This is a genomic window from Kitasatospora phosalacinea, from assembly GCF_030268885.1.
Taxonomy (GTDB): Bacteria; Actinomycetota; Actinomycetes; order Streptomycetales; family Streptomycetaceae; genus Kitasatospora; species Kitasatospora phosalacinea_C.
In genome coordinates this window covers 211,547-223,545 of the sequence record NZ_BSSA01000005.1, presented here as the reverse complement: position 1 = coordinate 223,545, position 11,999 = coordinate 211,547, and the positions used below count along the sequence as shown (strand labels likewise).

10 protein-coding genes are annotated in these 11,999 nt (G+C 75.2%); 4 read left to right on the top strand and 6 right to left on the bottom strand.

Annotated elements, in window-relative coordinates:
- Positions 1-34 precede the first annotated feature (34 nt).
- Complete coding sequence (locus QSK52_RS10310) at positions 35-856, bottom strand: NAD(P)H-binding protein (RefSeq protein WP_285735748.1); 822 nt, start codon at positions 854-856, stop codon at positions 35-37.
- An 86-nt stretch (positions 857-942) separates the two neighbouring features.
- Here QSK52_RS10310 and QSK52_RS10305 point away from each other — a divergent pair, with 86 nt between their 5' ends.
- The gene (locus QSK52_RS10305) at positions 943-1,362 is read left to right on the top strand and encodes a winged helix-turn-helix transcriptional regulator (protein WP_285735644.1); all 420 of its coding nucleotides are present in this window, start codon (positions 943-945) and stop codon (positions 1,360-1,362) included.
- 60 nt (positions 1,363-1,422) lie between these two features.
- Here QSK52_RS10305 and QSK52_RS10300 read toward each other — a convergent pair whose 3' ends face one another.
- Positions 1,423-2,871 (bottom strand): MFS transporter, encoded by a 1,449-nt coding sequence (locus QSK52_RS10300; protein WP_285735643.1) that lies wholly within the window; start codon positions 2,869-2,871, stop codon positions 1,423-1,425.
- A 122-nt stretch (positions 2,872-2,993) separates the two neighbouring features.
- Between QSK52_RS10300 and QSK52_RS10295 the strand changes: the two genes are divergently transcribed.
- On the top strand, positions 2,994-3,992 hold the full coding sequence (locus QSK52_RS10295) for an Lrp/AsnC family transcriptional regulator (RefSeq protein ID WP_285735642.1): 999 nt from the start codon (positions 2,994-2,996) through the stop codon (positions 3,990-3,992).
- A 34-nt stretch (positions 3,993-4,026) separates the two neighbouring features.
- Here the strand turns inward: QSK52_RS10295 and QSK52_RS10290 are convergent, their stop codons facing one another.
- The 3 genes from QSK52_RS10290 to QSK52_RS10280 are packed head-to-tail and all read right to left on the bottom strand — an operon-like array spanning position 4,027 to position 7,456.
- Positions 4,027-4,755: a succinate dehydrogenase/fumarate reductase iron-sulfur subunit gene (locus QSK52_RS10290; RefSeq protein WP_285735641.1), complete on the bottom strand. Its 729-nt coding sequence runs from the start codon at positions 4,753-4,755 to the stop codon at positions 4,027-4,029.
- Positions 4,752-6,695 carry a fumarate reductase/succinate dehydrogenase flavoprotein subunit gene (locus tag QSK52_RS10285; RefSeq protein ID WP_285735640.1) on the bottom strand — a complete coding sequence of 648 codons (1,944 nt, stop codon included), beginning with the start codon at positions 6,693-6,695 and terminating at the stop codon, positions 4,752-4,754. Before QSK52_RS10285 ends, QSK52_RS10290 begins: the two co-directional genes overlap by 4 nt.
- A 29-nt stretch (positions 6,696-6,724) precedes the next feature.
- Positions 6,725-7,456 carry a succinate dehydrogenase cytochrome b subunit gene (locus QSK52_RS10280; RefSeq protein ID WP_285735639.1) on the bottom strand — a complete coding sequence of 244 codons (732 nt, stop codon included), beginning with the start codon at positions 7,454-7,456 and terminating at the stop codon, positions 6,725-6,727.
- Between the two features lie 84 nt (positions 7,457-7,540).
- Here QSK52_RS10280 and QSK52_RS10275 point away from each other — a divergent pair, with 84 nt between their 5' ends.
- Complete coding sequence (locus tag QSK52_RS10275; protein ID WP_285735638.1) at positions 7,541-8,485, top strand: LysR family transcriptional regulator; 945 nt, start codon at positions 7,541-7,543, stop codon at positions 8,483-8,485.
- Between the two features lie 53 nt (positions 8,486-8,538).
- Positions 8,539-9,069 (top strand): MOSC domain-containing protein, encoded by a 531-nt coding sequence (locus tag QSK52_RS10270; RefSeq protein ID WP_285735747.1) that lies wholly within the window; start codon positions 8,539-8,541, stop codon positions 9,067-9,069.
- Positions 9,070-9,152: 83 nt separating this feature from the next.
- Here QSK52_RS10270 and QSK52_RS10265 read toward each other — a convergent pair whose 3' ends face one another.
- On the bottom strand, positions 9,153-11,918 hold the full coding sequence (locus tag QSK52_RS10265; RefSeq protein ID WP_285735637.1) for an ATP-binding protein: 2,766 nt from the start codon (positions 11,916-11,918) through the stop codon (positions 9,153-9,155).
- Positions 11,919-11,999: the final 81 nt, after the last annotated feature.

Here is an 11,999-nt window from a genome sequence, read left to right as displayed (position 1 = left end):
GGGTCAGTGGGGCGGGTTGCCGTTCCCGGAGCGGTCAGGCCGCCGGGGCCGTCGGGCGGGTGGCGGCTGCGGCGGTGGCGGCGACGGCCAGGGGGTCGCGGGCGGGGCGGCCGAGGAGGTCGGTGAGGTCGGGGGTGGTGTCGGCGAGGAAGCCGTGCCGGATGCCGGTGGCGATCGAGGCCATCATGGGCGGCTGGAACGGGAGGAGCCCGGGGGTCCGGTCGAGGCGGCGGCGGTACTCGTCCAGACCGATGGTGCGGTGCGGGACGCCGAGCCGCTCGGCGACCCGGTCGGCCGTGACGGGCGGGCCGACCAGGTCGAGGGTCCGGCCGCGGTGCGGGGCCGGGTCGGCGGCGACGGCCGCCGCGGCGTCGGCGAGGTCCGCCCGGGCGACGGCGGCCAGGGCGCCGTCGCCGAACGGGGACTCCAGGCCGTCACCGGTCCAGGTCAGCAGGGCGCCGAAGAGTTCGGCGTACAGGCCGTTGCGCAGGATCGTCCAGGGCAGCGGGCCGGTGCGCAGCAGGCGTTCGGTGGCGCGGTGGGCGGCGGCGAAGGCGAGGTGGTCCCCGGCGGTGGTGAGGCTGGTGTAGACGACGTGGCCGACGCCGTCGCGGGCGGCCGCGTCCAGGACGGCCGCGTGCCGGGCGATCACCCGGTCGTCCTCGGCGTAGCCCGCGGAGACCAGCACCAGGGTGGTGACCCCGGTGAGGTCGAGGCTCGCGGGGTCGTCGAAGTCGAGGCGGCGCGTCCCCTCGCCCGGGGTGCGGCTGCCTCCCGTCGCCGTGGCGCCGCGGGCCCGCAGGGCGGCGAGGGTCGCCGAGCCGAGGTTCCCGTTCGCTCCCGTCACCAGGATCATTCCGGTCACAGCCTTCCGTCGTGGTTCTCTTCGGTAACTAGGCTGATCCTGGATCGCCCGACCACCCGTCACAAGGAGGCAGTTCGGTGTCACCCACGCACACGGCGGTAACCACCCCCGCGGAGCTCGACCCCTGCGGGCGCCACGACCACCCCGACTGCGGCATCCGGGACGTGCTGGACCGGATCGGCGACAAGTGGTCGGTGCTGGTGGTCGTCGAGCTCGCGGGCGGGCCGCGCCGGTTCCGCGAGCTGCAGCGCGCCGTCGAGGGGATCTCGCAGCGGATGCTGACGCTGACCGTCCGCCGGCTCGAACGCGACGGCCTGGTGCGGCGCACCGTGTACCCGACCGTTCCGGCCCGGGTCGACTACCGGTTGACCGACACGGGGGCCGGACTGACCCACCTGGTGAAGGCGCTGGCCGACTGGTCGCTCGCGCACCGCGGGGCCATCGCCGAGGCCCGGGCGGCGTACGACCTGGAGCACCCGGGTCACGACGTCCGCTGACGGGGCGGCCCGCCCGGGCGCCGGACCGCGCCCGGGCGGGTCAGGACGGCTGTGGACGGGTCAGGACGGCTGCGGGGAGCGTTCCTCGACGGGGGCCGGCACGGTGGGTGCCGGGGTGGCCGGGGTGGCCGGGGTGGCCGGGGAGCGGACCAGCAGGGCGATCAGGGCGGCGGCCAGCAACCCGGCGGCACCGGCGGTGAGGTAGACCTGGTCGAGGGCGGTGGCGTAGGCGTGGCGCGGGTCGGCGGGGCCGCGGCCGCGCAGGCCGTGCTGGAAGACGGTGCCGAGGACGGCGATGCCCAGGGCGTAGCCGAGCTGGCGGGCGGTGTTGAACGCGCCGGAGGCCGTGCCGGCCCGTTCGCGCGGGACGGTGGCGAGGGCGGCGGACATCATCTGCGGGGTGGCCAGCCCGACGCCGGTGCCGACGACCAGCAGGCCGGGCAGCAGGGACGCCCAACCGGAGCCGGGCGAGACCAGGGTGAGCAGCAGGGTGCCGCCGCCGATCAGGGCCAGGCCGAGGGCGATGGGCAGCCGTGCGGGTGCTCCGCGCAGCAGGCGGGTGCCGGCGGGGGCGGTGACGAACGCGGCGGCGGCGAGCGGGCAGACGGCGAGTCCGGCGTTCAACGGGCCGAGGTGGAGGACCTGTTGGAGCCACAGGCCGGTGTAGGTGAGCTGGGCGAAGGCGGCGGCGGTGAGCAGCAGTCCGGCGGCGGCGAGGCCGGTGAAGGTCGGGTTGCGCAGCAGGCGCAGGTCCAGCAGGGGGTGGTCGGTGCGGAGTTCGACGGTGGTGAAGGCGGCGAGGGCGAGGGCGGCCCCGGCGAGGGCGGTGAGCACCAGGGGGTCGCTCCAGCCGCGTCCGCCGCTCTCGATCAGGCCGTAGGTGAGGGCGGCGGCGAACAGGGTGAACGCGGTGGCGCCGGGCAGGTCGAAGCGTCCGGCGGGGCGGGCGGGGCGGGCCGGGTCGGCGGCGAGGCGGCGGAGGGTGAGCCAGCCGGCCAGGGCGGCGATCGGCAGGTTGACCAGGAAGATCGAGCGCCAGCCGAGCTGCTGGGTGAGCAGGCCGCCGAGTACCGGTCCGGCGGCGGCCGCGGCGCCGTTGACGGCGCCCCAGACGCCGAACGCGGTGCCCCGGTCGCGGCCCTGGTAGGTGGCGTTGAGCAGGGCGGTGGTGGAGGTCATCATCGCGGCGCCGCCGGTGCCCTGGGCGGCGCGGGCGGCGATCAGGGTGCCCGCGTCGGGGGCGAGGGCGCAGGCGAGCGAGGCGAGGCCGAAGACGGCGAGGCCGGCCAGGTAGAGGCGGCGGTGGCCGAGCCGGTCGCCGAGCGAGCCGAAGGCCATCAGCAGGGCGGCGAGGGTGAGGGCGTAGACGTCGACCACCCACTGCAGGGCGGTGAAGGTGGAGTGCAGGTCCTCCGACATCTCGGGCAGCGCGGTGTTCACGATGCTGGCGTCGACCAGCAGCATGAACGCGCCGACGCAGATCGCCGTCAGGGGTGTCCACTTGCGCACGGGCGGGGAGTCCTTCCGGGGCGGGGTGCTTCGTTCTCCTCGGTACTGTCGCCCGGTGCCGCAGCTTTCCCCTAGCCGGTGCGCCTTTCGCGGCGGTTGTCGACACGGTTTAGGGTGAAGTGGTGGGATCCGACACGTACGATGCCGTCGACCGGCAGTTGGTGCACGCGTTGCAGTTGGCGCCGCGGGCCGCGTTCAGCCGCCTGGCGGCGGTGCTGGGGGTGTCCGACCAGACGGTGGCGCGCCGGTACGGGCGGCTGCGCGGGGCGGGGTCGATCCGGGTGCTGGGGCTGTCGGACCCGGAGCGGCTGGGCGAGGTGCGCTGGCAGTTGCGGGTGCGCTGTTCCCCGGACGCGGCGGGGGCGGTGGCGGCGGCGCTGGCCCGGCGGGAGGACACCGTGTGGGTGTCGCTGAACTCGGGCGGCACCGAGATCGCCTGCTCGACCCGCACCCCGCCGGACCGTTCGGACCACTCGCTGCTGCTCCAGCACCTGCCGCGCACCCCGAGCGTGCTGGGGATGACGGCGCACTGTGTGCTGCACACCTTCTTCGGCGGGGCGCAGAGCCTGGCGGTGAAGTCCGGTGCACTGACCGGCGAGCAGGTCGCGGCGCTCACCGCGGGCGGTCCGCAGGTCGCCGGACCCTGCCCCGGGGCAACGGAGTTGGACGCGGCGGACCGTCGGCTGCTGGCGGTGCTGGCGGTGGACGGGCGGGCCCCGTTGGCCGAACTGGCCTCCGCCTGCGGGAAGTCGGAGAGCACGGTGCGCCGCCGCCTGGAGGAGCTGACGACCTCGGGGGTCCTGTACTTCGACCTGGACGTGGACTGGCGGGTCTTCGGCCTGCGCACCCACACCTGGCTGTGGCTGAACGTGGTCCCCTCCGAACTCGCCGCCGCGGGTGCGGCGCTGGCCGAGCACCCGGAGGTGGCGTACGCCTGCGCGACGACCGGCCCGAGCAACCTGCACGCGGTGGTGATCACCCGCACCGTCCGGGAGCTGTACACCTACCTGACCACCCGGGTGGCGGCGCTGCCCGGGGTGCAGCACCTGGAGACCGCGCCGACCATCCGGATCGTGAAGGGCCCCGGCCCGCTGCCGCTGGCCGCCCCGCGGGACGTCTGACGGGCGGCACCCGGCGGGCGGGCCGGGGGGCCGGTCAGCTGCGCAGGAACTCGCGGTTGAGGCGGGCGATGCCGCTGAGCGGGATGCCCTTGGGACAGGCGGTGGCGCACTCGCCGGTGTTGGTGCAGCCGCCGAAGCCCTCCTCGTCCATGGTCCCCACCATGTTCCGCACCCGGGAGGCGCGTTCGGGGGCGCCCTGCGGGAGGACGTTGAGGTGGACGACCTTGGCGGCGGTGAAGAGCATCGCGGAGCCGTTGGGGCAGGCGGCGACGCAGGCCCCGCAGCCGATGCACTCGGCGTGCTCGAAGGCGAGGTCGGCGGCCTCCTTGGGGACGGGGGTGGCGTGCGCCTCGGGGGCGGAGCCGGTGGGGGCGGTGACGTAGCCGCCGGAGCCGATGATCCGGTCGAGGGCGGAGCGGTCCACCACCAGGTCGCGGACGACCGGGAAGGCGCCGGCCCGCCAGGGTTCGACGTCGATGGTGTCGCCGTCGCGGAAGTGCCGCATGTGCAGCTGGCAGGTGGTGGTGCGCTCGGGGCCGTGGGCCTGGCCGTTGATGACCATGCCGCAGGCGCCGCAGATGCCCTCGCGGCAGTCGTGGTCGAAGGCGACCGGGCGCTCGCCGCGCAGGATCAGCTCCTCGTTGAGGGTGTCGAGCATCTCCAGGAAGGACATGTCCTCGCTGATCCCGGAGACCCGGTACTCGGTCATCTCGCCCGGGGTGTCCGGGCCTTGCTGGCGCCAGATGCGCAGGGTGAGGTTCACGCGTAGCTCCGCTGGGTGGGGTGGACGTGCTCGAAGACGAGCTGTTCCTTGTGCAGGACGGGTGCGGTGCCGGTGCCGGTGAACTCCCAGGCGGCGGCGTAGCCGAACTCCTCGTCGCGGCGGGCGGCTTCGCCGTCGGGGGTGGCGGACTCGGTGCGGAAGTGGCCGCCGCAGGACTCGGCGCGGTGCAGGGCGTCCAGGCACATGAGTTCGGCGAGTTCGAAGTAGTCGACGAGCCGGTTGGCTTTCTCCAGCGCCTGGTTGAGCTCCTCGCCGGTGCCGGGCACCTTGATCCGGCGCCAGAACTCCTCCCGGATCTGCGGGATGCGGGCCAGCGCGCGGCGCAGTCCGGCCTCGTCGCGGGCCATTCCGCACTCCTCCCACAGGAGTTCGCCGAGTTCGCGGTGGAAGGAGTCGGGGGTGCGGTCGCCGTCGACGGCCAGGATCAGGTTCAGCCGGTCGGCGGACTCGGCCTCCACGGCGGCGAGTTCGGGGTGGTCGGCGGGGACGGCGTCCAGCTTGGTGCGGCCCAGGTAGTCGTTGAGGGTGGGCGGCAGCACGAAGTAGCCGTCGGCGAGGCCCTGCATCAGGGCGCTGGCGCCGAGCCGGTTGGCGCCGTGGTCGGAGAAGTTGGCCTCGCCGATCGCGAACAGGCCGGGGATCGTGGTCTGCAGGTCGTAGTCGACCCACAGGCCGCCCATCGTGTAGTGGATCGCCGGGTAGATCCGCATCGGGACGGTGTACGGGTCCTCGGCGGTGATCCGCTGGTACATCTCGAACAGGTTGCCGTACTTGGCCTCGACGGCGTCCCGGCCGAGCCGGGCGATCGCGTCGGCGAAGTCCAGGTAGACGCCCTGACCGCCGGGGCCGACGCCGCGGCCCTCGTCGCAGACCACCTTGGCGGCCCGGGAGGCGATGTCCCGGGGCACCAGGTTGCCGAACGCCGGGTAGATCCGCTCCAGGTAGTAGTCGCGCTCGTCCTCGGGGATCTGCGCGGGCGGGCGGGTGTCGCCCTTCGCCTTCGGCACCCAGATCCGGCCGTCGTTGCGCAGCGACTCGCTCATCAGGGTCAGCTTGGACTGGTGGTCGCCGGAGCGCGGGATGCAGGTCGGGTGGATCTGGGTGAAGCACGGGTTGGCGAACAGGGCGCCGCGCCGGTGGGCCCGCCAGACCGCGGTGGCGTTGGAGTTCTTGGCGTTGGTGGAGAGGTAGAAGACGTTGCCGTAGCCGCCGGTGGCCAGCACCACGGCGTCCGCGGTGTAGGAGCGGATCTCGCCGGTGACCAGGTCGCGGGCGACGATGCCGCGGGCCCGGCCGTCGACGACCAGCAGGTCGAGCATCTCGGTGCGCGGGTGCATCTCGACGTTCCCGGCGGCGATCTGCCGCGACAGCGCCTGGTAGGCGCCGAGCAGCAGCTGCTGGCCGGTCTGGCCGCGGGCGTAGAAGGTGCGGGAGACCTGGACGCCGCCGAAGGAGCGGGTGTCGAGCAGGCCGCCGTACTCGCGGGCGAACGGGACGCCCTGGGCCACGCACTGGTCGATGATCTCCACCGAGACCTCGGCCAGGCGGTGCACGTTGGACTCGCGGGCCCGGAAGTCGCCGCCCTTGACGGTGTCGTAGAACAGCCGGCGCACCGAGTCGCCGTCGTTGCGGTAGTTCTTGGCGGCGTTGATGCCGCCCTGCGCGGCGATCGAGTGGGCCCGCCGCGGGGAGTCCTGGAAGCAGAACTGGACGACGCGGTAGCCCTGTTCGGCCAGCGTCGCGCCCGCCGCGCCGCCCGCCAGACCGGTGCCGACCACGATCACGGTGTGCTTGCGGCGGTTGGCCGGGTTGACCAGCTTGGCCTCGAACCGCCGCCGCTCCCACCGCTGTTCGATCGGCCCGGCCGGGGCGGCGGTGTCGACGACCGGCTCGCCGAGGGTGTAGTCGAGGTAGCTCATTGCCGTGCTCCCGGTGGGGTGTTGGGGGTTCATCGGACCAGGCCGGTCATCACGGCGACCGGCACCGACAGGAACCCGGCGGTCAGCAGCAGCGCCAGCGCGTTCGCACCGAGCTTCAACGCCCGGTCGCGGCGCGGGTTGTTGACGCCCAGGGTCTGCGCGGCGCTCCAGAAGCCGTGCCGCACGTGCAGGCCGAGCGCCAGCATCGCCAGGCAGTAGACCGCGCCCGAGTACCAGGTCGAGAAGGAGGCCACGATGTTCTGGTACGGGTGGCCCTCCTCGGCGGCCGGGTTCACCGTGAGGGTGGTCAGGTCGAGGACGTGCCACACCACGAACAGGCCGAGGATCACCCCGCCCCAGCGCATCGTCCGGGTGGCGTACGTCGCCCGCGGCCGCCGGTGCACGTACTTCACCGGGCGGGCCCGCAGGTCGCGGCGGGAGAGCTGGTAGGCGGCGGTGCCGTGGGCGAGCACGGCCGCGAGCAGGACCAGCCGGGCCAGCCAGAGGAACCAGCCGTGCTGCAGGAAGGGCTCGCCGATGGTGCGCAGCCAGTGCGCGTAGCCGTTGATGTCGTCCGGGCCGAAGAACACCTTGAGGTTGCCCAGCATGTGGGCGACCAGGTAGGCCAGCATCACCAGGCCGCTGACCGCCATCACCGCCTTCTTGCCGACGGAGCTGTGCCACAGCGACGCCGGGGAGGACGGGTGCCGGCCGGGGGCAGGGGTCCGGGTCGCCCGGTTCGTCCGGGTAGCAGAAGCCATGACCATGACCGTAGGCCGGGCGAGTCGGGGGTGTCCAAGACATGGAAGCGCCGGTCACGATAGGCCCTGCCTATGATGGCTGGTGTGCAGTTGCAGCAGCTCGCCTACTTCGTCGCGGTCGCCGACGCCCGGCACTTCACCCGGGCCGCCGAGCTCAGCCACGTCTCGCAGCCCTCGCTCTCCCAGCAGATCCGCTCCCTGGAACGGGAGTTGGGCGCCGAGCTGTTCCACCGCTCGCGCTCCGGGACGACCCTGACCGACGCCGGGGAGGCCCTGCTGCCGCTGGCCCGGCGGATCCTGGCCGACGCGGACAGCGCCCGGCGGGCCGTCGCCGAGACGGTGCAGCTGCGCCGCGGCCGGGTCCGCTTCGGCGCGCCGCCCTCGCTGTGCGCCAGCCTGGTCCCGCAGGTGCTGCGCGCGTACCGGGCCCGGCACCCCGGCGTCGACCTGCAGCTGACCGAGGGCGGCTCGCGCGACCTGGTCCGCGACCTGGAGGCCGGGCAGCTGGACCTCGCCCTGGTGATCACCCCCGGCTCGGCCGCGCCCGCCCCGCTGGCCGTCACCCCGCTGCTGCACGAGGACCTGGTGCTGGTCTCCGCCGCGCCGCTCCCCCGCCGCCGGGCCCGGATCACCGACCTGCGCGGCCGCGACCTGGTGATGTTCCGCGAGGGCTACGACGTCCGCGAGACCACCCTGGCGGCCTGCCGGGCGGCCGGGTTCGAGCCCTCGTACGCCGTCGAGGGCGGTGAGATGGACGCCGTGCTGGCCGCCGTCCGGGCCGGGCTGGGCCCCGCGGTCGTCCCCGGCATGGTGGCCGCCAGCGCCGCCCTGCCCAGCACCCCCTTCGCCCCGCCCGGCCTCGGCCGCACCATCGCCCTCGCCCACGGCCGCGACCTGCCGCTCACCCGCGCCGCGGACGCCTTCCGCGGCGCGCTGCTCGCCTACCTGCGCGAGGCCGAGCGCACCGACTCGCTGCCCCCGGGCACCAGGCTGCTCCCCGCCCCGCGGGGCGGAACGGGCCCCGCGTAGGGTGGGTGCACGGAACATCGGTGCGACGAGAGGTGGTCCGGGTGACCGGGAGCGTGGTGGCGGTCAGCAGCAACGGGGAGTACTCCTTCACGAAGCCGAACCGGGAGGGGATCCGGCTGCTGGAGGGCCTCGGGGTCGAGGGGGACGTGCACGCCGGGGTGACGGTGAAGCACCGCTCCCGCGTGCGGCAGGACCCCTCGCAGCCGAACCTGCGGCAGGTGCACCTGATGCACGCCGAGCTGTTCGAGGAGCTGGCGGAGGCCGGGTTCACCGTCGGGCCCGGCCAGTTGGGCGAGAACGTCACCACCCGCGGCGTGGACCTGCTCGGGCTGCCGGTCGGCGCGCTGCTGCACCTCGGGGACGGGGCGGTGGTCGAGGTGACCGGGCTGCGCAACCCGTGCGCGCAGATCGACGGCTTCCGTCCCGGGCTGCTCAAGCAGGTGGTGGGGCGGGACGACAGCGGGGCGGTGGTCCGCAAGGCCGGGATCATGGGCGTGGTCCGCTCCGGCGGCGTGGTCCGCCCCGGGGACGGCATCACCGTCACGCTGCCGCCCGAACCGCACCAGCCGCTCGAACGGGTCTGACCGCTCGAACGAGGCCGACCGCTCGAACAGGCCCGACCGCTCGAACGGGCCCGACCGGCGAGGAGGGCGCGCACGCACCGTCGTCAGTCCCGGTGCCGGGCCAGTTCGGCCCGGCCGCGGACGCCGTACTGACGGTAGAGGCGGGTGAGGTTGGCCTCGACGGCCTTGACCGAGAGGTGGAGGCGGGCGGCGATCTCGCGGTTGGTGGCGCCGGAGCGGATCAGGGCGAGGATCTGCTGCTGCATGGGGGTGGGGTCGGCCTCGAGGGCGTCGAGGGCCGCGAGGGCGGCGGCGGCGTGCTGCTGCCAGGGCAGGCAGCCCGCGGCGGCGTAGCGGGCGTGGGCCTCCTGGAGGGCGGTGCGGGCGGCGGCCCGGCGGCGGGCGCGGCGTTCGAGGGTGCCGAGGGCGAGGTGGGCGCGGGCCAGTTCCAGGGGGTAGGGGTGGGTGTCGGGGAGGAGGGCGCGCAGGGTGTCGGCGGCGCGGCGGGGGTCGGTGGTGGCGATGAGGTGGGCCTCGGCGCGGTGCAGGCCCAGGGTGAGGACGTCGCGGCCGAGGCGGATGGCGCGCTCGCGGGCGTCGGCGAGGGTGGCGGCGGCTTCGTCGGGGCGGCCGGAGAGGACGAGCGCCTCGGCCAGGTCGGCGTCCACCAGGAAGAACGCGGGGTCGGTGAACTCCATTCGGCGCAGCAGGAGTTGGCACTGGCCCAGGTGTTCGGCGGCGGCCGGGTGGTTGCCGCGCAGGAGTTCGGCGCGGCCGCGCAGGCCGTGGGCGTAGGCGAGCCATTCGCGGTCGTGGTCGTCCTCGGCGGCGCGGATCGCGGAGTCGAGGAGCTGGGCGGCGCGCTCGGCGGTGCCGCCGTTGAGTTCGGCGGCGCCGCCCAGGACGCGGGCCGGGCCGGGGCTGGGTTCGATGCGTTCGCGCAGGTCGTGGGCGGCGCGTCCGGCGGCGTACGCCTCGGTGCAGCGGCCGGCGCGTTCGTAGACGGAGGCGGAGATGTAGAGGACGTTGGCGAGGTCCTCGGTGCGGCCGGAGGCTTCGACCTCGGCGCGCAGGGTCTCGACCTCGGCGATGGCGCGGGGCAGGTCGCCGCTGCGCAGGGCGGCGACGGCGAGTCCTTCGCGGCAGAACACGGCGGCGGCGGTGGGGGGCCGTCCGGCGGCGAGGCGGCAGCCGCGTTCGAGTTGGGCGAGGCCGCGGGCGGGATCGGTGAGCAGGGTCAACGGGGCGCGCTGGGCGAGGAGTTCGACGAGCAGGTCGGGGTCGTCGGCCTGGTCGGCGTGCTTCTCGGCGAGGGCGAGTTCGGCGAGCCCTTCGGCCCGGTCGCCGCGGTGCAGGGCGCGGACGGCGCGTTCCTGGTGGACGGCGGCGGTGAGGCCGGGGTGGCCGCCGGTGTCCTCGGCGGCGGCGGTGAGCAGGGGTTCGGCGCCGGGGTGGTCGGGGCCGAGCAGGCGGGCGAGCAGCAGCCGGGCGTGGACCCGGACGTCGGCGGCGGGGGCGTCGGCGAGGCGTTCGCCGCAGGCGCGGGCGAGGTCGGGCAGGCCCGCGGCGGCGGCGTTGCGGGCGGCGGCGAGCAGGCGGCGTCCGGCGGCGTCGGGGTCGGGGGTGTGGTCGGCGGCGAGGCGGAGCAGCTCGGCGGCGGTGCCGGGGGCGCCGCGGGTGAGTGCGGTGTCGGCGGCGCGGCCGAGCCGGGAGGCGAGGTGGGGGTCGGGGGCGTCGGCGGCGAGGGCCTGGTGGCGGACCTGTTCGACGGGGTCGGCGGCGAGTTCGGCGAGCAGCCGGTGGGCGGCGCGCAGGGCGGCGGGGGTGGCGTCGGCGAGGACGACTTCGGCGACCAGGGGGTGGCTGAACTGCGGTGCCCCGGTGGGGGTCTGCTGGACGATGCCGTGGCGACGGGCGGCGGCGAGCGGTTCGGTGACGGTGGCGGGCAGCGCGGTTCCGGGCCGGGCGGCGGCCAGGACGGTGAGCGACTGCCGTGCGGCGTCCGGGAGTTCGCCGAGCCGGGCGGAGACCAGGGCGCGCAGCCGGTGCGGGACGTCGAGCGGGCGGTCGGGGTCGGCGGCGAGCGCGCTCTCGCTGCCCCCGGCCGCCAGTGAGCGCCCCAACTCCAGGACGTAGTACGGGTTTCCGCCGCTGACGGTGTGCACGCGGGTGAGGGTGAGTCCGCTCAGGCGCAGGTCGAGGCGTTCGCGCAGCAGGGCGCCGGTGCCGCGTTCGCTGAGCGGTCCGACGGCGATCTCGCGGGCGGCGGGCGGGCAGAGGGCGCCCATCTCGGGTGCGGCGTCGGCGTGTTCGGTGCGTTCGGTGACGGCGAAGCGGACGTGGCGGTCGGTCAGGCGGCGGGCGGCGAAGGCGATGACCTGGCGGCTGGCCTCGTCGAGCCACTGGGTGTCGTCGAGCAGGACGAGCACCGGGCCGCGCTGGGCGAGTCGGCGCAGCGCTTCGAGGACGGCGACCCGGACGGCCAACGGGTCGGTGGGGGCGCCGGGTTGGGGTGCGCGGTGGAGCAGGGCGCACTCCAGGGCCTGGCGCAGGTGGTCGGGCAGGTCCTCGGCGAGGCCGGGGAGGGTCTCGCCGAGGAGGTCGATCAGGGCGAGGTGCGGCAGGTCCGCCTCGGCTGCGGTGGGACTGCTGCGCAGGACGGTCCAGCCTGCCGGTCCGGCGTCCTGGGCGAGTGCGTCGAGCAGCGCGGTCTTGCCGATGCCGGCCGGGCCGTGCAGCAGCACGCCGCCGGTGGCGGTGAGTGCGGCGCGGATCTCGGCGAGCAGGTGGGCGCGGTCGACGAGTGGGGGCTCGATCGCTCCCGCCGGGGTGGTGGCGGCTGCGGCCGGGCCGGGGAGGATGCCGGTCATGGCGGTCAGTGTGCCGCCTCGCAACCGGCTGCGCGAGGGTGTCGCATGAACACGACACCCTCGCGACCCGCTGTTAAGTCC

Bases quoted from the DNA above. Each gene is read 5' to 3' on its own strand.
- QSK52_RS10310 (WP_285735748.1), bottom strand. From the start codon at position 856: ATGATCCTGGTGACGGGAGCGAACGGGAACCTCGGCTCGGCGACCCTC.
- QSK52_RS10285 (WP_285735640.1), bottom strand. From the start codon at position 6,695: ATGAGCTACCTCGACTACACCCTCGGCGAGCCGGTCGTCGACACCGCC.
- QSK52_RS10280 (WP_285735639.1), bottom strand. From the start codon at position 7,456: ATGGCTTCTGCTACCCGGACGAACCGGGCGACCCGGACCCCTGCCCCC.
- QSK52_RS10265 (WP_285735637.1), bottom strand. From the start codon at position 11,918: ATGACCGGCATCCTCCCCGGCCCGGCCGCAGCCGCCACCACCCCGGCG.